Genomic DNA, 24,656 nt, shown 5'->3' with positions numbered 1-24,656 from the left:
GGGCGCGCCATGACGACTTCCGGACCTTCCGACCGCTCGCAGCGCGGCACCGAGCGGCAGAACTGGGTCGAACGCCGCCGGGAAAAGATCCGCGCCGAGATCGACCGTAACCGGCGCGGCGAATACACCGTGCCGACCTGGGTGTTGGCCGCCGCGTTGGTGCTCATCGTGGGCGGCTGGCTCGCCCTGATCTTCCTCGTCTGATCCCGCCTCCCGGGCGGCGTTCGTCGGGTGACCCACCGGGGCCAGAGGTTGGCCCGGCCGGGTCGCCCCGGCGGGTACCCGTTCGGCGTCGCCGCCGCGGTCAGCGTTCTTCAGGTCAACCGCATCGGCGGCACCAGGACGCGACGACGCGGGAGGCAATCATGGTCGACGACAAGACGGTGCCACAGCCGATACGGGACGGCGGCGGCTGGCAGGACCCCGGCCCGCGCGACGTGGTCCGGGACCGGCAGAACCCGAACCTGCTGACCCCACCGAGCACGGACGCGGGCACGCTGCCCAACCTGAGGTTCTCCTTCTCCGACACGCACACCCGGATCCAACGTGGCGGCTGGACCCGCGAGGTCACCGTGCGGGAGCTGCCGATCGCCACCGAGCTCAGCGGCGTGGACATGGCGCTGGAGCCGGGCGGCTACCGGGAGATGCACTGGCACAAACAGTCCGAGTGGGCGTACGTGTCGCACGGCAGCGCCCGGATCAGCGCGGTCGACCAGGAGGGCCGCAACTTCCTCGGCGACGTGAGCGCCGGCGACCTGTGGTTCTTCCCGCAGGGCGTGCCGCACCACATCCAGGCCCTCGACGAGGGGGTCGAGTTCCTGCTGGTCTTCGACGACGGCGCGTTCACCGAGAACGGCACGTTCCTGATCAGCGACTTCTTCGCGCACACGCCGAAGGACGTGCTGGCGAAGAACTTCGGCTGGCGGCCCGAGCAGCTCGACTCGATCCCGGAGCGGGAGAAGTACATCTTCGCCGGGGAGGTTCCGGGGCCGCTCGATCGCGACAAGGTGGTCAGCCCGACCGGCGACGTGCCCCGCTCACTGAGTTACCGACTGCTCGCCCAGAAGCCGGAGCGGTTCCCGGGCGGTCAGGTGCGCATCGTCGACGTGAACAAGTTCCCGGCGGCCACCACGATCTGCGCCGCGCTGGTCGAGGTCGACCCGGGTGGGATGCGGGAGCTGCACTGGCACCCCACCGACGACGAGTGGCAGTACTACCTCTCCGGGCACGGTCGGATGGGTGTGTTCGCCAGCCAGGGCGTGGCCGGCACCTTCGACATGCGCTCCGGCGACGTCGGGTACGTGCCGTTCGCCTACGGCCACTACATCGAGAACCTCGGCACCGAGCCGCTGGTCTTCCTGGAGATGTTCCGCAAGCCCCGGTTCGAGAGCGTCTCGCTGACCCAGTGGATGGCGAACACCCCGGCCCAGGTCAGCGCGGACACCCTGAACCTGCCCCGGGAACTGATCGAGGCCCTACCCCGCGACATGCGCCCGGTCGTCCGCTAACCCGCCGCCCACCCCACCCGGCCCCGCGTGCCCCGTGCGCGCCGCCCGCGCGGGCAACAACTTAATGATCAACGCGGGCGGGTGGGGCGGGGGGACTAGGAAAGGAGGGTGCTGGCGTGGCGGCCGGCTGCGGCGGCGGCCAGGAAGTAGGCGTGGTCGGCGTCCAGGGCCCGGCCCATCGTGGACAGGGGCACGGGGCTGGCGCGTAGCGCGGCGTCCAGGCCGTCGGTGGGTACCCGGACGATCCGGTGCCGGGACTCCAGCGGGGCCAGTGCCGTGTGCACCTCGTCGGCCAGCTCCGGGTCCAGGTCGGCCGGCACCACCAGGTCCGCGGCGGCGAGGGCCACCCGGCCGTACGCGGTGAGGCTGTGGTGCGACACGCCCCGATGCCGGGGGCGGGGGTCGGCCGCGGAGATCCGCAGCGAGCCGATCGGCCGGCCGCCCAGCGTGGCGATCGCGTTGACCGCCTCGCCGACCGCGACCCCGGAGAAGCCCCACCGGGTGCCGGTGCCCAGGTTGCCCGGACCCTGCGCGACCACGGCCACGTCGGCGCGCAGCACGTACCGGGCGGCGAGCAGGCCACCGTGCAGGGTGGTGGCCTCCAGATCGCCGCCGAAAGCCTGCCCGACGGTGATCGTGCCGACCAGGTCGTCACGCAGCCCGGCCAGGGTGCGGGAGAACCAGGCGGGTAACGCTCCGCCGTCGGTGAGCAGGTACGCCACCCGCGCGTGCGGGGCGTCGGCCCGGATGCCGGCCAGGATCGCCGGCAGGGCCGAGTGCAGGTCGGCGGTGACCACCGGCAGCCCACCCAGGTCGTCCGCGTCGGCCAGCAGGTCCCGGTGCGGGGACGCCTCCTCGTCGACGCCGAGCAGGATCGGCTGCAGCGGGGTGTAGCGGGCCTTCACCAGGTGCCCGGAGTCGCGGGTGTCGCCGGCGGCCGGCGGGTCCGGCGGCAGCCGGTCCGGCAGGGCCACGACCAGGGCGTACCCGCCGGTGCCCAGGCCCATCAGCAGCGCTCCGGCGTTGAGCAGCACCCGGTCGCCGGGCTCGGGCATGCCGACCAGCTCGGGGTAGGCCAGCGCCCGCAGTCGGGTGCCGTCGGGCAGGTCGACGTCCAGCTCCACCGCCCCGGTCCACTGCCGTCGCAGCGCCGCCACCGTCCCCGCCCGCCATCGCACCATGACGGGCACGCTAGCCGCGCGGGCCCGACACCCCGCGTCCGGGTGGTCCGGCGGGGCTCAGGTCGACCCGGGTTCGCCGCCCGCGTCCGGATCCGGCGGGGCCTGGGTGTGCCGGGCCTGGCCCTCGGCGCCGGGCTGCGACCGGGTGGGGTCGAGGAAGACGTAGCGGATCTCCGGGTACCGCCCGGTGAGCCGCCGTTCGGCCTCGTCGGCGGTGGCCTCGATGGCCGCGCCGGTGGCCTCGTCCCGGAAGTCGACCTTCGCGGCGACCAGGATGTCGTCCGGGCCGAGCTGCATGGTCAGCAGCGTGTCGATCCGCTCCACCTCGGGCAGCCTGGCCAGGTCCTGCTCGATCTCGCGGCGCAGCCGTTCCGGGACCGCCCGGCCGACCAGCAGCGACAGGTTGTTGCTGGCCAGGATCCCGGCGACGGCCAGCAGCAGCAACCCGATCAGGATCGACGCGACGCCGTCCCACACCTCGTCGCCGGTGGCCTGGGACAGGCCGACCCCGAGCGCGGCCAGGACCAGACCGATCAGGGCCGCGCTGTCCTCCAGGAAGACCGCCTTGACGGCGGTGTCGGCGGTCAGGCGCAGGAACCGCCGAGGCGTCGTACGCCACCGCTTGGACTCGCGGCGGACCTGGCGTACGGCCCGGGCCAGCGAGATCGACTCGATGACGAACGACACCGCCAGCACGATGTACGAGACCAGGTAGTCGCCGCTGTGCTGGTGCACGAGGATCGTGGTGACGCCGTGGGTGACGGCGAAACCGGCGCCGGCCACGAAGGTGAACATGGCGGCGAAGAACGCCCAGACGTAGCTCTCCTTGCCGTACCCGAAGGGGTGTCGGGTGTCCGCCGGGCGCGAGCCCCGGCGTATCGCCTGGTAGAGCAGCACCTCGGTGGCGGTGTCGGCGACCGAGTGCGCCGCCTCGGAGAGCATCGCGGCCGAGCCGGAGATCAGCCCGGCGATGAGCTTGGCCACGGCGATGGCGAGGTTGGCCGCACCCGCGACGACCACCGTGCCGACGCTCTCGCTCTCGGTCTTGACGTCCGCTTCCGACATGAGGGTCACCTTATGGCCGTCACCGCCGACGCGTCGGGCGAGTAGCCCGGACAGCACCGATCCGAACAAGTGTGCGGCACGCCCGCGCGGGTGCGTGTTCCGGGCGCGTCGGCTGCTAGCGTCTACCCGTGTCGCGGACCCGCACCGAACGCCTGGTCAACCTGGTGATCTGCCTGCTGTCCACGCGACGGTTCCTGACCGCCGCGCAGATCGCCGCGACCGTGCCCGGTTACGAGCACGATCCCGATGACGCGCGGGATCACGAGGCCTTCCAGCGCAAGTTCGAACGGGACAAGGCCGAGCTGCGTGAACTGGGCGTCCCGCTGGAGACCGGGACGGCCAGCGTCTTCGACGCCGAGCCCGGCTACCGGATCGCCCACCGCGAGTACGCCCTGCCCGACATCCCGCTCGAGCCGGACGAGGCCGCCGCGGTGGGCATCGCGGCTCGGTTGTGGCAGCACGCCGGGCTGGCCGCCGCCGCGTCCTCCGGGCTGGCCAAGCTGCGCGCCGCCGGGGTGGACGTCGATCCGCAGGCCACCCTGGGCCTGGAGCCGATGGTCACGGTCGACCCGGCGTTCGCGCCGTTGACCGCCGCCGCCCGGGACCGCCGCGAGGTCGGCTTCGACTACCGGGTGCCCGACCGGGACGCGCCCAGCCGCCGCCGTCTGCAACCGTGGGGCGTGGTCTGCTGGCGCGGCCGGTGGTACGTGGTCGGTCACGACCTGGACCGCGCGGCGACCCGCTGCTTCCGCCTGTCCCGGGTCGTGGGGGCGGTCCGGGTGACCGGCACGCCCGGCGGTTACGAGCCGCCGGCCGGCGTGGATCTGATCAGTCACGTGGCCCGCTGGTCCGGGCCGGTGGAGCGCACCGGCCGGGCCACCGTGCTGGCCGCACCCGGTCGGGCCGCCGGGCTGCGCCGCTGGGCGGTGCAGGTGACCGCCGGCCGGGACGGTGACCTGCTGGTGCTGCCCTACGCCGACCCGGACGGGCTGGCCGGCCAACTCGTCGGCTACGGTCCGGACGTGCGAGTGCTCGATCCACCGGAGGTCCGTGAGGCGGTCATCCAGCGGCTCAAGGAGATCGCCGTCCGGCACGACGACCTGGCCGCCACCGGTGGTGCCCGATGACCCGTCCGGCCGCCCGTGGCGGCTCCCGGGCCTCCGCCGACCGGCTGGCCCGACTGCTCAACCTGGTGCCCTACCTGCTGGCCCGGCCGGGGATCGAGATCGCCGAGGCGGCCGGCGACCTGGGCGTGACCGAGCGGCAGCTGCGCGAGGACCTGGAGCTGCTCTGGGTGTGCGGGCTGCCCGGGTACGGCCCCGGTGACCTGATCGACATGGCGTTCGACGGCGACCGGGTGACCATCACCTACGACGCCGGCATCGACCGACCGCTGCGGCTCACCCCCGACGAGGCACTCGCGCTCGTGGTGGCGCTGCGGATGCTCGCCGAGACGCCCGGCGTGGCCAACCGGGAGGCCGTGGAGCGGGCCCTGGCCAAGATCGAGGACGCCGGAGACCTGGTCGGTGCTCCGGTGGCGGTCCGGCTGCCCGGGGACAACCGCCGGGTGGAGGCGCTGCGCGCCGCCGTGGAGGGCGGCCGGGCGCTGCGGATCACCTACTACACGGCCGCGCGGGACGAGACGACCGAACGCGTCATCGACCCGCTGCGGATGCTGATGGTCGGCGGTCGGGCGTACGTGGAGGCGTGGTGTCGTCGCGCGGAGGCGGTCCGGCTGTTCCGGGCCGATCGGATCGACGCGATCACCGAGCTGGCCGAGCCGGCCACCGTGCCGCCGCAGGCCCGCCCGCACGACCGCACCGAGGGCATCTTCCGTCCCTCGCCCGACCTGCCACTGATCACCCTGCGGATCGGCCGCAGCGAGCGGTGGATCACCGAATATTATCCGTGCGAGCTGGTGGAGGCCGGCGACGGCGACCAGTGGCTGGTTTCGCTGCGGGTCACCGATCTGGGCTGGGCCCGTCGTTTCGTGCTCGGCCTCGGCCCGGACGCCACCGTGGTCGCCCCGGTCGAGTTGGCCGAGCAGGTCCGGGCGACGGCGGCAGCCGCGCTGGCGGCGTACGCGGTCCCCGGACCCAGCACCGCGCCTCGGCTGCCGGTACCCGACCCGGCGACTCCTGACCTGGCGGATCGGGCGGGCACGCCGTCGGGCGACCCGGCGGTGGCCGGCCGTACCCAGTAGGCTGACCGCCGTGCTGATCTGGATCGTGCTCGCGGTGGTGCTGCTCCCGCTCGTGGTGCTCGCCCTGGCCGTGCGCCCGGTGCTGGCCCGACTGCCCGGTCTGCGCCGTGCCGCGGTGGCGTTGCAGCGGCGGGCCGCCGCTGCCGAGGAACTGCGGGAGACCGCCGAGGCGCTCCAGGAGCGTGCCGAGGGCGTGCAACGTCAGCTCGACACCACCCAGCGACGGCTCGCCGTGATCAAGGCCCGTCGGGGCTGATCGACCCTCGTCACAGCGCTGGCCCGGCCGGCCTGGGCCGGCTGCGCGGCCGACCGTTCGGTGACGGTTGACGGATCATCGCGGTTGGTCAAGACTTCACCGGCCGGGCCCGGACCACCACCACCCGGCGGGTGGCATCCGGCCGATCCGCACGTACGATGGGCTGCGTACCACCCCCGGACACACAGAGCGACTGGAGTTTTCCATGGGTGCCCTCAAGCCGTGGCACATCGCCGTACTTGTGGTTGTGCTGGTCCTGCTCTTCGGTGCGAAGCGGCTCCCCGACGCGGCCCGCTCGCTGGGCCGCTCGCTGCGGATCATCAAGGCCGAGACCAAGAGCCTGCAGGACGACGACCGCGACCTGGCCGAGAAGGCCGACGCGCAGGCCGGCTACCAGCCGCTGCCGCCGCACGCCGGGCAGCCGCAGCAGGCGCCGTACCAGGCCCCGCCGCAGCAGCCGGTCGTCGACCCGGTGCACCGCGTCCGCGACAACTGACCGAGGGGCCCGATAACCGTGGCCTTCGCACTCCGTAAACGCGGCCCGAGCACCTTCGAGCGAGCCGCGGACGGCTCGATGACCCTCATCGAGCACGTCCGCGAGCTGCGCGATCGGCTGTTCCGCGCGTCGCTGGCGATCGTTGCTGGCCTGATTCTCGGCTTCTTCCTGGCCCAGCCGGCATTCAACCTGCTCAAGGAGCCCTACTGCAGCCTGCCGGATGCCACCGACGCACTCGGCAACTGTCGGTCGTTCCTTCAGTTGTCGCCTGCGGACGGCTTCATCCTGAAGCTGAAGTTGGCGCTCTGGATCGGCCTGATCGCTGGCGCGCCGGTGTGGCTCTACCAACTCTGGGCCTTCATCGCGCCCGGGCTGCACCGACACGAGCGCAAGTGGGCGTACGTCTTCGTCGCGATCGCGGCTCCGCTGTTCGCGGGTGGTGCGGTCCTGGCTTACCTCGTCGTGGACAAGGGCCTCGCGTTCCTGTTGGAGGCGGGCGTGACGGGCCTCTCCACCCAGTTGGAGGTCACCCGCTACATCTCGTTCGTGACGAACATGATCCTGTTGTTCGGAGTCGCCTTCGAGTTCCCGCTCATCCTGTTGATGCTCAACTTCACCGGCGTAGCCAGCGCCCGGCGACTGTTGAGCTGGTGGCGAGCGGTGATCTTCATTTCCTTCGCCTTCGCGGCGATCGCCACGCCGGACCCGGGTCCCTTCGGGATGACCCTGCTGGCAGCCTCGCTCTCCCTGCTCTACTTCGTCGCGGTCGGGGTGGCGTTCATCAACGACAAGCGACGCGGGCGTGGCAAGGAGGTCTACGCCGGTCTCGACGACGACGAGGTGTCGCCGCTGGAGTTCGACCCGGAGCCGGTCGAGGCCGGGCAGCGGGTCGACGCGACCGCGCCGATCGACGTACCCGAGCCGATCGCCAAGCCGGCCCCGATCGACCGTCGCTACGACGACATGACCTGACGGCCCCGCGCCGCCTGGTTCGCCGACGCCGTCCCCGTTCGCCGGGGGCGGCGTCGCCGCGTTCAGCCCGCTCTCACGGTCACCGATCGCACCGGTTCCGGGACCGCTCGTGACGTCGTCCGCCCCCGGTGAACGGCGGGTGTCCGACCGGTACGGTGCTGCCCGTGACCGCAGACGCTCACCTGTCCGGCCCGATCGCCGTGCTGGTCAACCCGACCGCCGGCCGGGGCCGCTACCGGGGCCTGCTGCCCCAACTGCTGGACGGGCTTGCCGCCGCCGGCCGACCGGTCCGGCTGCTGCCCGCGTCCAGCCCGGACGAGGCGGAGTCGGCCTGCCACGCGGCGGTCGCCGACGGTGTCGCCGCGCTGGTCGCGATCGGCGGGGACGGCACCGTACACCGGGCGATGCAGGCCGTCGCGGGCACCGACGTGCCGTTCGGCCCGGTGCCGGCGGGCACCGGCAACGACTTCGCCCTCGACACCGGCTTCCCGGCCGACTCCCTCGCCGCGGTGGCGATGATCGCCGACGCGTTGCGCGCCGGCCGGACCCACCCGGTGGACCTGGCCCGGATGACCGGCACGGACGGCACCGAGCGCTGGTACGGCGCGGTCCTCGCGGCCGGCTTCGACGCGATCTGCAACGAGCGGGCCAACCGGATGCGCTGGCCGCGCGGCCCTCGCCGGTACGACCTGGCGATCCTCGTCGAGCTGGCCCGGCTCCGGCCCCGCCGCTACACCCTGCGGCTGGACGGGGTGCCGCACGAGCTGGACGCGGTGCTGGTGGCGGTGGGCAACTGCCCGACGTACGGCGGCGGAATGCGGATCTGCCCGGACGCCGACCCGACCGACGGGCTGCTCGACGTGGTGGTGGCCGGCCGGGTCAACCGGCGCACCCTGATCCGGGTCAAGCCGCGCATCTACCAGGGCACCCACATCAGTCACCCGTTGGTGAGCAGCTACCGGGCCCGAACGGTGGAGCTGACCGCCGAGGGCATCACCACGTACGCCGACGGGGAGCGTTCGCTGGACCTGCCGGTGACGATCAGCGCCGTGCCGGGCGCGCTGCGGCTCTTGCGCTGACCCGTACCGCGCCGATGCTGGCCGCGATGACCAGTGCGATGGCCACGCACTCCAGCACGGTCAGCGCCTGGTGCAGCACCAGCCAACCGGCCAGCGTGGCGATGGCCGGGCCGAGGCTCATCAACACCGCGAAGGTGGCGGTGGGCATCCGGCGCAACGCCAGCAGCTCCAGGGTGTACGGCAGCCCGGAGGCGAGTACCGCGAGGGCCGTGCCGAGCGCCAGCACCTCCGGTTCGAGCAGCACCGGGCCGCCGTCGAGGATGCCCAGGGGGAGGGTGACCAGCGCGGCGAGGGTCAACGCCAGGGCCAGGCCGTCCGCGCCCGGGAACCGGCCGCCGACCCGGGCGCTCAGCACGATGTACGCGGCCCACATCGCCCCCGCGCCGAACGCGAAGGCCACCCCGGACGGGTTGAGCCGGTCGAAGCCGCCCTGACCGAGCAGCGCCACCCCGGCCAGCGCCAGCCCCGCCCAGCACCAACTGCCGAGCCGGCGGGCGGTGAACACCGACAGTGCCAGCGGGCCGAGCACCTCCAGCGTCACCGCCGGGCCCAGCGGGATCCGTTCGATGGCCTGGTAGAACAGCGAGTTCATGCCGGCCAACGCCAGCCCGAACGCGCCCGCCGCCATCCAGGCGGACCGGTCGTGACCGCGCAGTCGAGGCCGGCACACGACGAGCAGCAGCACCGCCGAGATGGTCAGCCGCAGGGTCACCGCGCCGGCCACCCCGGTACGCGAAAAGAGCAGCGCGGCCACGGCGGAGCCGAACTGCACCGACAGGGCCCCGCCGAGCACCAGCCCCACGGCAGCGACACCTCCGCGCGGGGCGGCCGGCGCGTCGGCGGCTCGTGGCTCGGGCAGCAGGGTCTCTGTCACGGGCACGACGTTATGCGGTCTGCTCCGGCTGCCCTGCGGCGGTCCACCAAACCGAGCAGGGCGTGGCTGAGGCGATGGCGATCTACCGGTGATTCACATCCCGGTCTGACGGTCAGGCCGGCAGGGCCAGGTCCAGGACGGCACCGAGCCCGTTGTCCCGGCCCGGGTCGGCGGCCGGCAGCACCAGCACCGCGCAGCCGGCGCGCACCGCGCCCGCGTCGGCCGGCGTGTCGCCGACCATCAGCGTCTGTTCCGGGTCCACGCCGAGCAGCCCGCAGGCGCGCAGGAAGATCGCCGGGTCGGGCTTGCACCGCCCCACCTCGTAGGAGAGCACGAACGCGTCGATCAGCCCGGTCAGGCCCCAGGCGTCGAAGAGCGGCCGCAGGTCGAAGCCGATGTTGCTGACCACCGCCACCCGTACCCCGGCGTCGCGCAGCGCGGCGAGGGTGGGCGCGGTGTCCGGGTACGGCACCCAGCCGTCGGCGACCAGCAGCCGCTCGTACAGCGCGTCGGCGAACCCCTCGATGCCGGCGTCGACGGTCTCGGCCAGCCCCGTGTAGGCGCCCCGGTGGGCGTGCGCGTAGAGGTCCCGGTCGGCCCACAGCTCGGCCAGCCGGGGCGGTACCCGGGCCGGCAGCGGGCCGCCGGCGCGTCCGGCGGTCAACAGCCGGTCGGCCAGCGAGGTGGCCCGGACCCGGTCCAGGGTGACCCCGCAGGCCGCCGCGGCCGTCTGCACCCACCGGCGGGGTTCCTCCACCTGCGCCAGGGTGCCGTGGAAGTCGAAGAGCACCGCCTTGACGGGCCGGCGGGACGCCCGGGGAGCGGCGACGTCCTCGGCGCTGCCCGGCGAACGAGTCTGGGGGGTTTCGACATGGTCCGGCACGCCGTGCACCCTACCGACCGCCGCCGACGGCCCTCCCGGACGGCCTTGTGGGGTGCCGTGTCCAGGCACGCACTAATCTTGGTGCCATGTCGAGCCCCGCCGAGCGGTACGCCGCGGACCGCCGCCGGGCCGCGCAGGCCTCCGAGTTCCCGGCGCTGGACGAATTCGCCCGTGACCTGGGCTTCGACCTCGACGACTTCCAGCGCGAGGCGTGCCAGTCGTTGGAGCGGGGCAGCGGCGTGCTGGTCTGCGCCCCCACCGGCGCCGGAAAGACGGCGGTCGGCGAGTTCGCCGTACACCTGGCGTTGCGCGGACGGCCCGACCAGCCGGCGGCGGCCGACGACCCGGCCACGCCCCCGGCCCGGCGCAAGTGTTTCTACACCACCCCGATCAAGGCGCTCTCCAACCAGAAGTACCACGACCTGGTCGCCCGGTACGGCGCCGAGCAGGTTGGTCTGCTCACCGGGGACAACGCGATCAACGGCGACGCGCCGGTGGTGGTGATGACCACCGAGGTGCTGCGCAACATGCTCTATGCCGGTTCCAGCACGTTGCAGGGGCTGGCCTACGTGGTCATGGACGAGGTGCACTACCTCGCCGACCGCTTCCGTGGCGGGGTGTGGGAAGAGGTGATCATCCACCTGCCCGCCTCGGTCACGCTGGTCTCGTTGTCGGCGACCGTCTCCAACGCCGAGGAGTTCGCCGACTGGCTGGTCACCGTGCGTGGCGAGACCGCGGTGGTGGTCAGCGAGCACCGGCCGGTGCCGCTGTGGCAGCACATGCTGGTCGGCAAGCGGATGTTCGACCTGTTCCACGACGCCGACGCCGCCCGCAAGCACGACGTGCACCCGGAGCTGCTGCGCTACACCCGCGAGCAGACGCGTCGGCTGGAGCTGGGCGAGGGGCGCGGCGCCGGCCCGGGTGTCGGCCGACGCGGCCCCCGCTGGCGCGGGCCGATGCGCCCGGACATCGTCGACCGGCTGGACCGGGAGGGCCTGCTGCCGGCGATCCTGTTCATCTTCAGCCGGGCCGGCTGCGCCGCCGCCGTGCAGCAGTGCCTCGCCGCCGGTCTGCGGCTCACCTCGCCCGAGGAGCGCACCGAGATCCGCCGGGTGGTCGAGTCCCGGGTCACCGCCATTCCGGGCGAGGACCTGTCGGTGCTGGGCTACTGGGAGTGGCTCGACGGGCTGGAGCGCGGCCTGGCCGCCCACCACGCCGGCATGTTGCCGGTGTTCAAGGAGGTCGTCGAGGAGCTGTTCGTCCGGGGCCTGGTCAAGGCGGTGTTCGCCACCGAGACCCTCGCGCTGGGCATCAACATGCCGGCCCGTTGCGTCGTGCTGGAGCGGCTCGTCAAGTACAACGGCGAGGCGCACGTCGACCTGACCCCGGGGGAGTACACCCAGCTCACCGGCCGGGCCGGCCGGCGCGGCATCGACGTGGAGGGCCACGCGGTGGTGGTGTGGTCCCCGGAGACCGACCCGCGGCACGTGGCCGGGCTCGCCTCCACCCGCACCTACCCGCTGCGCTCCAGCTTCCGGCCCTCGTACAACATGGCGGTCAACCTGGTGGGCACGGTCGGCGCGGAGCCGGCCCGGGCCCTGCTGGAGTCGTCGTTCGCGCAGTTCCAGGCGGACCGCTCGGTGGTCGGCCTGGCCCGGCAGGTGCAGCGCAACACCGAAACCATCGAGGCGTACGGCGCGGAGGCCGCCTGCCACCACGGCGACTTCGACGAGTACTTCGCGCTGCGGGTGGCGATCGCCGACCGGGAGAAGGCCATTGCCCGGCAGGGGCAGACGCAGCGCAAGGCCGCCGCGGTGGCCTCGCTGGAGCGACTTCGGGTGGGCGACGTGATCCGGGTGCCGTCGGGCCGTCGGGCCGGGTTGGCCGTGGTGCTGGACCCGGCGACCGGCGGGTTTGGTGAGCCCCGGCCGTTGGTGCTCACCCAGGACCGCTGGGCCGGGCGGGTCAGCCCCGGCGACTTCAACACCCCGGCCGAGGTGTTGGCCCGTATCCGGGTGCCCAAGCACTTCAACCACCGTTCGCCGGCCGCCCGTCGGGATCTCGCGGCCGAGGTCAGCGGCACGGGGTTGGACCGGCACGGCGGGCGGCGCGGTGGCCGTTCCCGGCAGGCGGCCGGCGAGGACCACCGGCTCACCCAGCTGCGGTCCGAGCTGCGCCGGCACCCGTGCCACAACTGCCCCGAGCGGGAGGACCACGCCCGCTGGGCGGAGCGTCGCCGGCGGTTGGAGGGCGACACCGAGGAACTGCGCGAGCGGGTCTCGGGGCGTACCGGGTCACTGGCTCGGACCTTCGACCGGATCGTCGCGCTGCTGACCGACCGCGGCTACCTCGCCCGCGATGGTGCGGTGACCGACGCCGGCCGGATGCTCGGCCGGATCTGGACCGAAGCCGACCTGCTCGTCGCCGAGTGCCTGCGCCGGGGGGTGTGGGACGGGCTGTCCCCGTCCGAGTTGGCCGCCGCCGTGTCGGTGGTGGTCTTCGAGGCGCGCCGCGACGTCGACGAGCGGGCGTCGCTGCCGCGCGGGCCGGTGGCCGACGCGGTGGACGAGACGCTGAAACTGTGGGGCGAGATCGAGGCCGACGAGGCGGCGCGGGGCCTGACGGCGACCCGGGAGCCGGACCTCGGCTTCGCCTGGCCGGTCTTTCGGTGGGCGCGGGGCGAGGCGTTGTCCAAGGTGCTCGGTAGCGGTCACGAGATCGACGGCGAGATGCCGGCCGGTGACTTCGTCCGGTGGGCGCGGCAGGTGGTCGACCTGCTCGGCCAGCTGGCCGATTCCGGGGGCGCATCTGCGGAGCTGCGTTCCACCGCCCGGCAGGCGATCGGCGCGATCAACCGGGGCGTGCTGGCGTACCACACCACCGCCTGATCATCACTTTCGGTCATAGACCACCGCGCCGGACAGTCACTGTGACAGCACCCCTCGGATTGAAGGGGGGTGCTGTCACGCCTGTCCGGGACACCCTCGATCATTGCCCGGACGCAAGCTTTACGCGCCGGTAACCAATGGGGGGGAAGGCCGCTGTGGCGGAGATCAATCACTTTGAGTACGGGTGGATCACACCCGCGTTGAGCTACGCGCTGTCCGTGCTCGGCTCGATCCTCGGGCTGGTCTGCGCCGGGCGTATCCGTATCGCCGGCAGCGCCGGCCAGCGCGCCCTGTGGGGGCTGCTGTCCGCCTGGGCCCTCGGGGGCACCGCCATCTGGGCGATGCACTTCATGGCCATGCTCGGCTTCGCCGTGCAGGGCACCCGGATCCGGTACGACGTGCCGCTCACCGCCGCCAGCACGGTCATCGCCGTGGTGGCGGTCGGCATCGGCCTGGCCATCGTGGGCACCGGTCGGCTCAATCCGGTACGGCTCGTCGGCGGTGGGATCTTCACCGGTGTCGGCGTGGCCGCCATGCACTACACCGGGATGGCGGCGATGCGCCTCAAGGGCAGCCTCGGCTACGACGGCACCCGGGTGGTGCTGTCGGTGGTCATCGCGATCGTGGCGGCCACCGTGGCGCTGTGGCTCGCGATGACCGTCCGCCGGCCGCTGGCGATCGTCGTCTCCGCGCTGGTCATGGGCGTCGCCGTGAACGGCATGCACTTCACCGGCATGAGCGCTCTCTCGGTGCACCCGCACGAGGGCCAGGAGGACGTGTCCGGGGCCGGGGTGACCACGCTGCTGGTGCCGATCGTGCTGGCGGTGATTTTCGGGGTGGTCGGTCTGGTCTACGCCCTGCTCGCCGCGCCCACCGCCGACGATCGGGCGGCTGCCGCGTACCTGGACGGGCGGCGGATCCCGGAGCCGGTCGCGCCGGCCCCCGCCGCCGCGCCGGACCCGGTCGGGCTGCGCGCCCGCTCCACCCTCGGCACGCCCGGCACCCCGTTCCCGTCCCGCCGGGACATGCCGCCCCGCTGACGCGGACGGTCGGCCAACGGTGCGCGCCGATTCCCGGCGCGGCGCGCACCGTCCGCCGCGCGGTCGGTAACCCCGATCGCGAGTACGAACGAGGCGTCCCGCGCCGAGCGACGTGAAGTGTCACAGCGATGGTGGATGCTGTCGGCCGTGGACGTGAATGGCTTTTGGGAAATCGTGGAGCGGGCCCGAGGAGCGGCCGGTCCAGCAGCGGACAGGGCGAAGGACGACGGCCAGCCGAGTGAGGTCGCCGAGGCACTGGTGACGGAGTTGGCGCGCCTCACCCTGCCGGAGATCGTCGCGTTCGACCGGGTGCTCAGCGACGTGATCGACGGCATCGACACCTGGGACGTCGCGGCGGCGTGCTGGATCATCGAGCACGGTTTCCTCTCCGACGACGGCTTCTCCGACTTCCGCGCCGGGCTGGTCGGCCTCGGTCGCGGGGCCTTCGAAGCCGTCGCCACCGATCCCGACACCCTCGCCGGGAACCCCGCCGTGGCGGAGATCGCCGCATCGGCCGACGACAAACTCTGGATCGGCGACGAGGAGCTCCTGTTCGCGGCGCAGAAGGCGTACGAGCGGCGCACCGGCGACTCCGACGCGTTCTGGGAGGCCGTCGAGGTTGGACCCGCTCCGCAGGCCGACGGTCCGGAGCCCGAGGAGGAGCGCTGGGACCTGCACGACGCAACCGAGTGGCGTACGCGGCTACCCGGGCTGGCCGGGCTGTTCCTGGCTGTTCGGCGCGTACCGGATTAGGCCCCTGCCGAGCTGGTTCAACTCGTCCGCGCCACAGCGGCCGCACAGAACTCGGGTGGTGGCAGGTACTCGTGAGCGGCCACGTAGTGGGTCATCAGCTGCGGTGCGGCGTACACGACGTCTCGGCCCCGTACCCGGAACTCAGCGCTCTCGCGGGCGATCAGGCCCTGCCGAACGGCATCTCTGGCGTCGTCGCCCAGGTCCCGGACGCAGAGTTCGCAGTAGTGGTAGCCGCGCGTTTGGCAGACTCGGACCGTGGCCAGCTCCGTCAGTGCGGGCAGCAACCCGTCCGGGGCGACGCCCGTCACGAACGGATGCGAGGAGTCCAGCCACCCGACGTTGAGCAGGGGCACGTCCGGCCACGGCTCGTCGGGTGCCCACCGGCCGTTCCGGTCGTCCGGCTCAAAATAGGTGTACGGCGTCAGGTCCTCGAAATAGGCCATGAGCAATGCCTACCATCGGCCCGCCCCGATCCGGGCACCACCTCGCACGGATCACGAGACGCGCGGAAGCGCGAGCCACTCCTGCCAGGTGATGTCACGGCCCAGGTAACGGGGCTGCCGGAAGGGCCAATCGGTGGCGATCCACTGCGGCACCAGCGCGTCGAGGGCGCGCTCGACGTCACTGCCGACCAGGTCGTCGACGACCCACCAGGAGATCTCGCCGTCCGAGCCGGTGCGCTCGGGCGGGTCGACGTAGACGCAGCCGAGCAGCGCCGTCTCCTCCGCGTTCAGCAGCGCATAGTTGAACGACACGTGCGCGGCGATCTCCCTCTCGTGCCGCAGCAGGTCGATGCGGTCCTCTTCGTAGGTCATCGTCGCCGGGGGCCACGCCCAGGCCGGGCCGAAGATCTCCCACATCAGGCAGCCAACTCACGAGGCCCGAGGCTACCGTCCGCCGGCGCGGACTGATGTATGCGGTCCGACGACCACCGGCCTCCGAACATGGCCGCGGTCGGGGATGCTGGTTCACGTGACTGCCGTGCGCTCCGTGGTCCTGGTGGGCTTGTTCTCCGCGAAGGACCGCGACCACCAGGAACGCCTCGATGCACTGGAGGCGCGGGTGATGGCGCTGGGGGGACGGGTCCTGGACCGTTTCACGCAACGCAGGGGCGTCTCCGACGGCGGCGTCCGGCTGATGACGACCCCGTTGTCGCGACGCTTCCTCATCGGTCGGGGAAAGTTGGAGGAGATCGTCGCGACCTGCTCCAACAAGGACGTTGACGTGGTGGTGTTCGTCAACGACCTGAACGACTATCAGCGCCGTTGGCTGTCGACCCGGCTCGAACGCCCCGTCCTCACCCAGGCCGACCTCGATCGGTCGGTGCCGAGCCTGGACAGCCTGGCCCGATCCCAACCGCCCACACGTCGGAGATCCACCCGCCGTTCCCGCCAGTACGGTCGTTGAGTTGCTGCCCCGACCTGCCGCTCTCGCGAACCGCGCTGCTGGTCCGACAAGGTGAGCACGGACGCCTCTGGTGGTGTGATGATCACCTGCGTCGTGCACCACGGCTACTTCCTGCCCGCCGAAGGCGCCAGCGACCAGGCGGAAGCGTTGTTCAGCTTCGAGAGCCTGGCCGCCTACGAGCGGTACCGCGCACAGTTCGGCACGGACCCCGAGTTCGTCGCGGCCGACCGCATCCGCGACGACTCGGGCTGTGTCGTGCGGTACGAGCGGACCTTCATGCGCCCGCTCCTACCGACCGACTGAGTCACCTGGCGAGCTGCCGGAGCACCGTGGTGTCGGTGATCTTGTCGTCGGCGGCGAGCATGATCGCCTTGGACAGGATCGTGGACAGCATGGGGTCGTCATCGAAGGGCAGGTGCAGCCGCCCGGTGCGGTCGCGTGCCTGGACGATGCACAGGTAGGCGTCGTCGGGCTCCATCATGATGTTGCCGGAACCGAGGTGTATCCGGTAGCTGCGCAGGTTGCCGCGCACGTGCAGGAACCGATCCGAGAGGTCCACCCGATCGGCGATGGTCATTCGTGGAAGCAGCCGGGTCAGCGCGTCCCGGCGTACCTCCGCCGACGGGGTCAGCGCGCCGATGACGGCGCTGCGCCAGTAGGCCTGGAACCGGTCCTCGCCGCGATCGGCCCACTCCGGGTCGTTGGCGATCGAGGTGACGCCGACGAAGAGGTCCACGTCGCGCATGGCCTCGGTGAAGACCAGCGGTGGTACGTCCACGACCGACGCCGGCTGCCAGGTCGCCCCGTCGCGCCGGGCGAAGCGCACCTGGTCGGTGGAGCAGTACTGGACGTCGTACCTCTGTGGGTCGGCGTTGTCGACGAGTTGGTGGTCGAAGGACGCCCGCCAGGCGCCGCCGCCGAACAGCTTGGTGGCCTCGCTGTGGTAGCCGCCGTCCCAGGTGCCGAGGTAGCCGGCCTGCCAGCCCCGGACCCGCATCAGCGCATTCGCCTGCCGGTAGCGCAGGATGTGCGCGGCGAACCGGTTGGAGTAGCTGAGCGTCTTCTCCTCGGCGGGCGTGAGCAGGTAGACCTCTCGAAAGGCCTGCTTGAACGGCTGTGCCAGACCAGCGGCGAGCAGGTGCCCACGCCACGCGAGAACCTCGTCCGTGCTGGCCCGGATGGGATGCCACAGCCTGACCCGCTCGCTGGGAAGGGCGCGGCCATCCAGGTCGGCGAGCGTCCATCCGTCGGCATCGAGCCGGGGCAGGCCCGCCGACCAGCTGCCTCCGTCGGCGCTGGTCTCCCACAGCAGCCGTCGACCGTAGGGCCCGGTGATCGGGTGTTCGAGGAGCCGGGACACCCAGTCCGGGTACGCCCAGACGCGGTCCTCGGACAGCAGCCCCTCCACCCGCTGACGCTCGGCCACCAACGTCGCACCGATGCTCTTGACCAAGCCACGCAGCGCCTTGAGCTCGTCGCCGTACGCCTGCTTGACCTGGGCCGGGACGCCCTTGCGCGGGACGCCGTCGCGAGCGAACGTCAGGCGTGCCTTCTCGCCGAGAACGTCGATCGTCGCCTCGTAGGGCCCCACCTGTGCGCGCAGGCACCCGTCGGCACCGAGCCCGTGGTCATCGACGGCGAGTTCCAGCACTTCGCTGAGCGACCAACCGCGCAGTGCGCCGAGGCGGGCCAGCGCGTTCTGGACCCGGCTCCGCACAGCCTTGTTCTTGACTGTCACGGCCAGCCTCGCCAACGTCCGCACCGGAACCTCTCCGGCGCGCCCTGCGAGCAGCTGCACCGCCGCGATCGCCGCGCGCTGGGCATGGGGGAACCCGGACGACTGGCGGGGTGCCGCCGCCGCGGCCGCGGTGACTCGCGCCAACAGGTCCGTCGCCGCGTCGTCAGCCTCCTGCGACAACGCCCAGACCAGCCCACGGATGAGGCGGTCCGAGTCGTCGTGCACCGCGCGTCCGTGGGCGGCAAACGTCTCCAGGATTCCGTGAACCGCCTGGGAAGCATCCCGTGCGGTCGCGCGGAGTTCATCGAGGCGGCGCAGCCATTTCGCCGGTGCTGCTGGCTTGTCGAGCGAGGCGCAGTGCGCCAGCAACTCCGGCACGCCCGGCGTGGCGAGGATGTCACCCAACTGGGCGCGGACCCGGGGCCCGAAGCTGTCCCCGTCATGCAACAGCCAGGACGGCACGCGGCGACCGGCGGCATGATCGAGCGCCTGCCCGATCAGCTGGACGGCGCGTCGTCGAGGCTCCACCGCGATGAAGTAGTCGTCGGCCAGTTCCGTGAGCAGCGCGGACAGGGCCGGTATCAGGTCGGCCAGCTCCGCGGGCGCCAAACGCTGGGCGATCACCGTCGGTAGCTCCAGGTGGGTGCCGTTCTGGTAGCAGTATCCGCGCCCGGCAACCTCCAGGCACCACAGGAGATCCGCCCGCGTCCAGGGCAGGTCACGGTCGGCGAGACGCCGCACCGCATCGTTCAGCGCGTTGGGAATCGACCCGGCCGCCGCCTCCAGGTGCATGGACAGGGCGGCACGACGACGGTCCTCGACCGGCCAGGACTCCACGACAGCCCACGCCGGCTTGCTGGTCACGACGGACGCCCAGTAGTACGTGTGGGTGGTCGTGTCCGGGAGCAGGGCCCTGATCCGAGCGTCGACCTCAACGAGACCAGACTCGATCTGCCGACGCTCGGCATCGGTCAGGGCGGGAAGCAGATCCGTCCAGTCACCCACGTCAGCCACCCACCAGCGCAACGAGCCGTACGAACGCCACGTCCGGGTCGGCGAGCAGGTCGATCTCCTCGTCGAGGTCCTCGACCTGGTGGTCACCGACCAGCAGCACGAACCCGTTACGGGCGAAGGCGGCGCAGGCCTTGTCCGCCTGTTGCTCCCAGTCGAGCCGCCTGCCCCGGGCGACCCGATAGCCGTTCAACGTGGCCTCCGTATCGGTCGGCTGCACCAGCCCTCGGAAGTGCTCGGGCTGGTTGGCGTTGAAACGTGCCACCTCTTCGCGGACCCGCAACCGGACCAGCTCCCGAGCGGAGATGCGCTCCGGCAGGCCCGCTATCGGCCACCGATCGATCGCCCTGCCGGTCGCAGTCTCGTCCCGAACGAACACCGTGGCCATGCCGCTCTGCTCCTCGCCTTGGGGTGAGCGGCATCATGGCATGGCGCTCCGACGAAACCGGGAGACGATCCGCCCAAGCGGCGACTTGCGACTATCCCGTTGGCGTCGCCTCGTCGAACGGCTCGTCACTCCAGCGCCACCACGCCTCGTCACCCTCGATGTGGAGAAGGAATTCAGGAACGTCCTGCCCGTTCGGGTACCGAAGTGTGACGTCGTTCCGGACCGCGTCGTACGCGCATTCCCAGGATTCGACATCCTCGTCGATGCCATCGAGCAGCCGTAGTTCCTCGGCGAAGAGCGGACGAACCTCGGCGAGTTCTCTCCGCGGTTCGACACGAGCGTTGAGCCATGGGAAGTCGCCACCGGTCACCACGAGATCAGCGAGTAGTCCGCCGTCGTCGCGCCTGTGCAGCGTCCAGACATCGCCGTGATGATCGCCCATCGGGACGACGCTAGGGCACGCCACACCCGCCGGTTTCGGCCCCCACACGGGGCTCGGGTCGACCCGAGCCCCGTATTCGAGTGAACGGCAGCCGCGCCTACGCGCCCGCGATGGCCTTGAGTGCCGTGTCGAGTGCCTGGTCTGCCGGGACGGGTACGTCGGGGACCACTCCGACGCCCTCCCAGTTGCTGCCGGTGACGCTGTTGATGGTCCGGGCGGTCGGCACGGTCACGAGGATGTGTTCGGTGACCGGGTGCCGGGCCGTCGGGTGCGCGCCGCCACGTGTCGTCTCACCGACGACGACGGCCCGGCCGTGGGCCTGAAGGGTGTACGCCACGTCCTCGCCCCCGGAGAACGTCATCGCGCTGGTGAGCGCATAGATCGGGCGGTCCGTATAGCGTGGCGCGGGGAGGTGCGCGGTCGTCCAGAACTGGCGTGTGGCACCGGTGGACCGTTCGTAGAAGTCGTTGAGGTGCACCTGGTCGTCGCGGAAGAAGTAGCTGCACCACATCGCGGCTCCCTCCGGCGCTCCGCCGGCGCAGGCGCGCAAGTCCAGGATGAGCGCGGAGCTGAGGGCGACCAGTTGCATGGCCGCGCCGATCGCGTCGGCGCCCTCGACCGCGTACGCGATGCGCCGCACGTCGATGAGCCCGACGTTCCCGTCCAACTGCTCGACCCGGCGGATCCCCTGGTTCTCCGTCCTGAGCAGCGCTTGGAACGCGGCCTGCCCCCCGTCCTCGTCCGCTGGATCCAGCGACTGCGGCTGGTCCGTCCACAGCAGCCGCAGATGCTTGTCCGGGCACACCTCCTGAAGGTGGGCGGTCACCGTCTGGCAGAGCACCGGCCCGTACAGGCCCTCGTACTCGCCAGCCGCGAGACGGCGCCGGATCGCGGTGTCGATGTCCGCGACCTTCTCCGGGAAGACGTACCCTGCCCCGATCCGATCCAGGGCCTGTCCGATTATCTGTTCGTTTGAGAGCACGGCGGGCCATGCTAGACCGCTAACAGCCTCATGACCATCGAATTGCCCGCTGGCCCCGGCGCCAGGAGGTTGCCCGTAGCCGCCCCGCCGGCGGGAACTCGCCGACGCAGGGTCAGCGGAGACGGCTCGCGCGCCGATCCAGTCTGGCCAGGAGCGCGTCCAGGGGCAGATCCGCCGCACTGGGCAGCAGAAGGTCCGCGGCCGTGAAACGGCGGTGGTCCGCGTGTGGGTTCGGCACCGCAACGCACCGAAGCCCACAGGCGTGCGCCGCCGCCACGCCGTGCGCGGTGTCCTCGAACGCGACCGCCTGATCCGCGGGCAGTCCGAGTCGATCCAGCGCCAGCAGATAGACAGCCGGATCGGGCTTGTGCGCGGGAACTTCCTCGCCGGTCGCCAGCACCTCGAACCGCGCCCGCAGCCCCGCCTGGTCCAGCATCGCGCCCACGTGTGTGATCGGGGAACTGCTCGCCACGGCGAGCCGTAGCCCCAGCTCGGCGGCCCGATCCAGCCACGCGACGATGCCGGGTGCCGGCTCCAGCGCCGCATTCAGCTTCGCCCGGTGCGCCATCCGCAGCGCGTGGCTCGACGTACGGTCGTAGGCCCGACCGACCGCCGCTTCGAGCGCGGTGTAACGCGCCTCGTTCGCGTCGCCACCGTGGTCGGCGAAGAAGCCCGTCGGGTCGAGCTGCAGGCCGTGCCGCCGCCACTCCCAGCGCCAGCTCTCCAGCAGCGTGGTCTCCGTGTCCATCAGCAGACCGTCGAAGTCGAAGATGAGGGCCTTGATCGTCACCGCAGCAGTATCCCCTGGCAGGTGAAGAGCGCGTCCGGCCGTCACCGCGCGCCGGTGCGGGCGTCCGTCGTCGTCCAGGCCACGCCCGAGAGGTACGCCCTCCGTCGCTGCGGTTCGAACTTCTCGATGGCGTACCGCAGCATGACCCGCGGCATGACCCGGTAGGTCCGGGCCAGGAACTCCTCCTCGGCGGCCCTGTCGCGGTTGCCGACCTCGCGCAGCATCCAGCCCACCGCCTTGTGCACCAGGTCATGCGGGTCGTGCAGGAGCCGCTCACTGAGCCGGAAGGTCCAGTCAAAATCGCCGGACTTGATGAACGCGAAGGTCGCCATGATGGCGATCCGCCGGTCCCACACCAGGTTCGACGTGGCCAGCCGATCCAGGACGCCGCGGTCCTTGTCGAGCAGCCAGGGACCGACGATGTACGGCGCCGACGAGTCCGCCAGGTCCCAGTTGTTGATGCGGCTGGTGTTGGCCAGGACGAGGTCGAAGATCCGGCCCCGTTGCTCCTCGTCGCCCTTGGCGAACTGGCGCACCAGGATGAACAGCGAGGTCAACCTCACCTCGTGCACGCCGTCGTTCAGCAGCTCCGCGGTCTCGGTCAGGGCGAGGTCGCGCCAGTACCGGGCGGCCACCCGACGCTGGTCCGGCACCGAGACACCGATGGCCAGGTCGCCCTCGCCGTACCCGCCCGGCCCCATCTGCAGAAACCGGCTCGACGCCTCCGCCCGACGCGGGTCGGCGAGGCTGGCGAGGTCGTGCCGGACGTCGGCGGTCGTGGCCATGACTACGCAAACTACGCGACCGGGGGTGTGGAAGGTGCTGCGTTCAGATGAAGGCTGGTGCCTTTCGCGTACGACGGCGAGATGATCTTATGGGCAGTCGGTTGAATCCGACGTCGGGGCCAGTCAGGAGGGGCGCAGTCTCGTGGCTAAGAACAAGGGTGCCGGGACGGTGCTCGGAGCAATCGCGGTGGTGGCGCTGGCGTTGCTCCTTGCACCGATTGTCGGCGCGGTGTGGGGACTGTGGGTGGTGGCGACCTGGGTCGTGCGCCGAGGCAGTGAAGAGGGACCCTCGAACGGCAAGGCGGTCGGCGGTGCGGTTGTCGCCCTCGCCTCCGTCGCGTTCGGCGCCGCCTTCTATCCCGCCGTCTTCGCGAGGCAGGACGGCGTATCGGCATCGACGTCGTCGATGGCCGCCTCGCCGGCTCCGTCTCGCTCACCGTCGGTGGCCCCATCCACTCTGGTGCCACCCACCGTTCCCTACGCGGTCGGCAACAAGCCTTACGCCGCGACCGAGCTGATCGGCGGCGTCGGCCTGCGCTCGACGGTCCGGGACGCCTCACCGCTCGACCGGCATGTCCTCGTCGAGAAGAACTGGCTCGTCGTCGCGATGGAACCGCCCGCCGGCACGCCGGTCGCGCGGGGCTCGGAAGTCACGGTGCTGGTGCTCAAGAACGAGGAGGCCGCCTGGTTCGCCGCACACCCGAAGATGCCGCGCCTACCCAAGGGCATGCCGGCCGGCTCTCTGTCGAGCAACAACGGGGTGCTCGCCGGAATGAGCGAGCTTGTCCTCTACCGGTACGCCAAGGGCCAGGCACCGAAGTCCGCGACCGAGCCCAACGACAAGTACACCATCGACGGTTGGGAGCCGGCCGAGGAGACCAGGGCCCGGGCCGGGCTGAAGATGGCGTACGAATCGGGTTCGGTCGTGGTGGACGGCATCCCGGCCGCCGGTCAGGTTCTCCGACCCGGTCGCCTTATCGTCGTGACGGTGAAGGACGCGCCCAAGATCAGCGGGCAGGGGAACAGCGGCGGACGCCTTCCCTCCGTGCCTCGGAACAATGACGGGGACGATGACGTCAACGTGCCAGGCTGGCTCTGCCCGACGAGATTCTGTTGACTCTCCCGTGGCCGGACAATCAGATCCAGCACGGGTACGTCGCTGCTCCGACATCGAGACGCCGTCGAGGGGCTAGGGCGCGGGCTCCGGAAAGCTTCTGCGGCCGGCCCCCCGCGCTCGTCCTCGGAACAGCCGAGATGCCGCGACCGATGGCCGACCGCAACGCGGAAGTGCCGCTTGAGCACCAGCCAGCTGCGCGAGCCCACTCGGAAAGGCATTGCATCGATCACGAGTCAGTCGAGCGCCTGAAACAAGCTATCCGCGACGAGTATTCGAGAATTTTCGGAGTTGAACCATGACCGCGCCTCCGCCGCCCAGCCTCCCGGTTCCACCGGTGCGGGAGATGACCAACGAGGGGTTGGCGGACCTGGCCGCGAGCGGTGGCCCGTACCGGGGCAAGGCGGTCTTCGAACTGGTCGACCGCGCGCGATCGGACGACGATGCCGCAACCCGGCTTGATCAGCTGAGTCGGCTCCCCGCTCTGCGCGAGGACAGCGCATTTCACCTGGTCTCGCTTGCCTGGGCAGCGATCATCGGTCTGCTGGCCGCTGAAACTGCGCACGCACGGGCGAGTGCCTACTCCGCGTTCGCTGCCCTTGGTCGCACCGAGCAGGCCGGCTTCCTTGCGTACGTGAAAGCGGGGCGGATCGAGGATGCGCGTCCGAGAATCTGACGATTGCACCTGCACACATCTCCGACGGCGGTCGCTCGCGAGAGACGGGGTTGTCAACGCGGGGTCCGCCGATGGCCAGCGGCTCGGCATTGCCGCGAGCGCCTCAGCGCTTACCACATGGTGGT

27 protein-coding genes are annotated in these 24,656 nt (G+C 71.6%); 15 read left to right on the top strand and 12 right to left on the bottom strand.

Annotation, left to right across the window (positions count from 1 at the left end; all coding sequences use genetic code 11):
* Positions 1-9: 9 nt before the first annotated feature.
* Both ACFQGL_RS23930 and ACFQGL_RS23925 read left to right on the top strand, forming a co-directional pair.
* Positions 10-204, top strand: a complete 195-nt coding sequence (locus ACFQGL_RS23930) for a hypothetical protein (protein ID WP_377514616.1) — start codon at positions 10-12, stop codon at positions 202-204.
* A 161-nt stretch (positions 205-365) separates the two neighbouring features.
* Positions 366-1,508, top strand: coding sequence for an oxalate decarboxylase family bicupin (locus ACFQGL_RS23925; protein ID WP_377514615.1), 1,143 nt, complete (start codon positions 366-368; stop codon positions 1,506-1,508).
* Between the two features lie 95 nt (positions 1,509-1,603).
* Here ACFQGL_RS23925 and ACFQGL_RS23920 read toward each other — a convergent pair whose 3' ends face one another.
* Together ACFQGL_RS23920 and ACFQGL_RS23915 are read right to left on the bottom strand one after the other, a co-directional pair.
* Positions 1,604-2,689: a DUF3866 family protein gene (locus ACFQGL_RS23920; RefSeq protein ID WP_377514614.1), complete on the bottom strand. Its 1,086-nt coding sequence runs from the start codon at positions 2,687-2,689 to the stop codon at positions 1,604-1,606.
* Positions 2,690-2,746: 57 nt separating this feature from the next.
* Positions 2,747-3,754: a cation diffusion facilitator family transporter gene (locus ACFQGL_RS23915; protein ID WP_377514613.1), complete on the bottom strand. Its 1,008-nt coding sequence runs from the start codon at positions 3,752-3,754 to the stop codon at positions 2,747-2,749.
* A 128-nt stretch (positions 3,755-3,882) separates the two neighbouring features.
* Between ACFQGL_RS23915 and ACFQGL_RS23910 the strand changes: the two genes are divergently transcribed.
* From ACFQGL_RS23910 to ACFQGL_RS23885, 6 genes are all read left to right on the top strand, one after another.
* The gene (locus ACFQGL_RS23910) at positions 3,883-4,881 is read left to right on the top strand and encodes a helix-turn-helix transcriptional regulator (RefSeq protein WP_377514612.1); all 999 of its coding nucleotides are present in this window, start codon (positions 3,883-3,885) and stop codon (positions 4,879-4,881) included.
* Positions 4,878-5,957 (top strand): helix-turn-helix transcriptional regulator, encoded by a 1,080-nt coding sequence (locus ACFQGL_RS23905; protein WP_377514610.1) that lies wholly within the window; start codon positions 4,878-4,880, stop codon positions 5,955-5,957. Before ACFQGL_RS23910 ends, ACFQGL_RS23905 begins: the two co-directional genes overlap by 4 nt.
* Before the next feature lie 10 nt (positions 5,958-5,967).
* Positions 5,968-6,213: a hypothetical protein gene (locus ACFQGL_RS23900; protein ID WP_377514609.1), complete on the top strand. Its 246-nt coding sequence runs from the start codon at positions 5,968-5,970 to the stop codon at positions 6,211-6,213.
* Between the two features lie 205 nt (positions 6,214-6,418).
* Entirely contained in the window at positions 6,419-6,709 is a 291-nt protein-coding gene (gene tatA / locus ACFQGL_RS23895; protein ID WP_377514608.1) for a Sec-independent protein translocase subunit TatA, read from the top strand.
* Positions 6,710-6,727: 18 nt separating this feature from the next.
* Positions 6,728-7,681: a twin-arginine translocase subunit TatC gene (gene tatC, locus ACFQGL_RS23890; protein ID WP_377514607.1), complete on the top strand. Its 954-nt coding sequence runs from the start codon at positions 6,728-6,730 to the stop codon at positions 7,679-7,681.
* Positions 7,682-7,836: 155 nt separating this feature from the next.
* On the top strand, positions 7,837-8,760 hold the full coding sequence (locus ACFQGL_RS23885; RefSeq protein WP_377514605.1) for a YegS/Rv2252/BmrU family lipid kinase: 924 nt from the start codon (positions 7,837-7,839) through the stop codon (positions 8,758-8,760).
* On the opposite strand, the gene ACFQGL_RS23880 is transcribed toward ACFQGL_RS23885, so the two are convergent.
* Together ACFQGL_RS23880 and ACFQGL_RS23875 are read right to left on the bottom strand one after the other, a co-directional pair.
* Complete coding sequence (locus tag ACFQGL_RS23880) at positions 8,723-9,634, bottom strand: EamA family transporter (protein WP_377514603.1); 912 nt, start codon at positions 9,632-9,634, stop codon at positions 8,723-8,725. The two genes, ACFQGL_RS23885 and ACFQGL_RS23880, sit on opposite strands and share 38 nt — an antisense overlap.
* A 112-nt stretch (positions 9,635-9,746) precedes the next feature.
* Positions 9,747-10,517 (bottom strand): HAD family hydrolase, encoded by a 771-nt coding sequence (locus ACFQGL_RS23875; protein ID WP_377514602.1) that lies wholly within the window; start codon positions 10,515-10,517, stop codon positions 9,747-9,749.
* Positions 10,518-10,603: 86 nt separating this feature from the next.
* Here ACFQGL_RS23875 and ACFQGL_RS23870 point away from each other — a divergent pair, with 86 nt between their 5' ends.
* The 3 genes from ACFQGL_RS23870 to ACFQGL_RS23860 all read left to right on the top strand — a co-directional run bounded on the left by ACFQGL_RS23870 (position 10,604) and on the right by ACFQGL_RS23860 (position 15,198).
* Positions 10,604-13,405: a DEAD/DEAH box helicase gene (locus tag ACFQGL_RS23870; RefSeq protein WP_377514600.1), complete on the top strand. Its 2,802-nt coding sequence runs from the start codon at positions 10,604-10,606 to the stop codon at positions 13,403-13,405.
* Positions 13,406-13,560: 155 nt separating this feature from the next.
* Complete coding sequence (locus ACFQGL_RS23865; RefSeq protein ID WP_377514599.1) at positions 13,561-14,445, top strand: MHYT domain-containing protein; 885 nt, start codon at positions 13,561-13,563, stop codon at positions 14,443-14,445.
* A 135-nt stretch (positions 14,446-14,580) separates the two neighbouring features.
* A complete protein-coding gene (locus tag ACFQGL_RS23860) occupies positions 14,581-15,198 on the top strand; it encodes a DUF4240 domain-containing protein (protein ID WP_377514598.1) in 618 nt (205 codons plus the stop codon).
* Between the two features lie 17 nt (positions 15,199-15,215).
* On the opposite strand, the gene ACFQGL_RS23855 is transcribed toward ACFQGL_RS23860, so the two are convergent.
* Both ACFQGL_RS23855 and ACFQGL_RS23850 read right to left on the bottom strand, forming a co-directional pair.
* The gene (locus ACFQGL_RS23855; RefSeq protein ID WP_377514597.1) at positions 15,216-15,641 is read right to left on the bottom strand and encodes a DUF7919 family protein; all 426 of its coding nucleotides are present in this window, start codon (positions 15,639-15,641) and stop codon (positions 15,216-15,218) included.
* A gap of 51 nt (positions 15,642-15,692) precedes the next feature.
* On the bottom strand, positions 15,693-16,058 hold the full coding sequence (locus ACFQGL_RS23850) for a hypothetical protein (protein WP_377514596.1): 366 nt from the start codon (positions 16,056-16,058) through the stop codon (positions 15,693-15,695).
* A gap of 112 nt (positions 16,059-16,170) precedes the next feature.
* On the opposite strand from ACFQGL_RS23850, the gene ACFQGL_RS23845 reads away from it, so the two are divergent.
* Together ACFQGL_RS23845 and ACFQGL_RS23840 are read left to right on the top strand one after the other, a co-directional pair.
* Positions 16,171-16,605: an HflX-like GTP-binding protein gene (locus ACFQGL_RS23845; protein WP_377514595.1), complete on the top strand. Its 435-nt coding sequence runs from the start codon at positions 16,171-16,173 to the stop codon at positions 16,603-16,605.
* A gap of 78 nt (positions 16,606-16,683) precedes the next feature.
* Positions 16,684-16,908 (top strand): NIPSNAP family protein, encoded by a 225-nt coding sequence (locus ACFQGL_RS23840; RefSeq protein ID WP_377514594.1) that lies wholly within the window; start codon positions 16,684-16,686, stop codon positions 16,906-16,908.
* A gap of 1 nt (position 16,909) precedes the next feature.
* Here the strand turns inward: ACFQGL_RS23840 and ACFQGL_RS23835 are convergent, their stop codons facing one another.
* The 6 genes from ACFQGL_RS23835 to ACFQGL_RS23810 all read right to left on the bottom strand — a co-directional run bounded on the left by ACFQGL_RS23835 (position 16,910) and on the right by ACFQGL_RS23810 (position 22,741).
* A complete protein-coding gene (locus tag ACFQGL_RS23835; protein ID WP_377514593.1) occupies positions 16,910-19,348 on the bottom strand; it encodes a DUF4132 domain-containing protein in 2,439 nt (812 codons plus the stop codon).
* Position 19,349: 1 nt separating this feature from the next.
* A complete protein-coding gene (locus ACFQGL_RS23830) occupies positions 19,350-19,742 on the bottom strand; it encodes a hypothetical protein (RefSeq protein ID WP_377514592.1) in 393 nt (130 codons plus the stop codon).
* A gap of 91 nt (positions 19,743-19,833) precedes the next feature.
* The gene (locus ACFQGL_RS23825; protein WP_377514590.1) at positions 19,834-20,184 is read right to left on the bottom strand and encodes a hypothetical protein; all 351 of its coding nucleotides are present in this window, start codon (positions 20,182-20,184) and stop codon (positions 19,834-19,836) included.
* A 97-nt stretch (positions 20,185-20,281) separates the two neighbouring features.
* Positions 20,282-21,166: a S41 family peptidase gene (locus tag ACFQGL_RS23820; protein ID WP_377514589.1), complete on the bottom strand. Its 885-nt coding sequence runs from the start codon at positions 21,164-21,166 to the stop codon at positions 20,282-20,284.
* A gap of 112 nt (positions 21,167-21,278) precedes the next feature.
* Positions 21,279-21,956, bottom strand: coding sequence for an HAD family hydrolase (locus tag ACFQGL_RS23815; RefSeq protein ID WP_377514588.1), 678 nt, complete (start codon positions 21,954-21,956; stop codon positions 21,279-21,281).
* A gap of 41 nt (positions 21,957-21,997) precedes the next feature.
* Positions 21,998-22,741, bottom strand: coding sequence for a DNA alkylation repair protein (locus ACFQGL_RS23810; RefSeq protein ID WP_377514587.1), 744 nt, complete (start codon positions 22,739-22,741; stop codon positions 21,998-22,000).
* A 142-nt stretch (positions 22,742-22,883) separates the two neighbouring features.
* Between ACFQGL_RS23810 and ACFQGL_RS23805 the strand changes: the two genes are divergently transcribed.
* Positions 22,884-23,858, top strand: a complete 975-nt coding sequence (locus tag ACFQGL_RS23805) for a hypothetical protein (RefSeq protein ID WP_377514586.1) — start codon at positions 22,884-22,886, stop codon at positions 23,856-23,858.
* 343 nt (positions 23,859-24,201) lie between these two features.
* Positions 24,202-24,531, top strand: a complete 330-nt coding sequence (locus tag ACFQGL_RS23800; protein WP_377514585.1) for a hypothetical protein — start codon at positions 24,202-24,204, stop codon at positions 24,529-24,531.
* The last annotated feature ends 125 nt before the right edge of the window (positions 24,532-24,656 follow it).

Source organism: Micromonospora vulcania (assembly GCF_042658605.1).
Lineage (GTDB): Bacteria > Actinomycetota > Actinomycetes > Mycobacteriales > Micromonosporaceae > Micromonospora > Micromonospora vulcania.
This window is presented reverse-complemented; position numbering and strand designations above follow the sequence as displayed.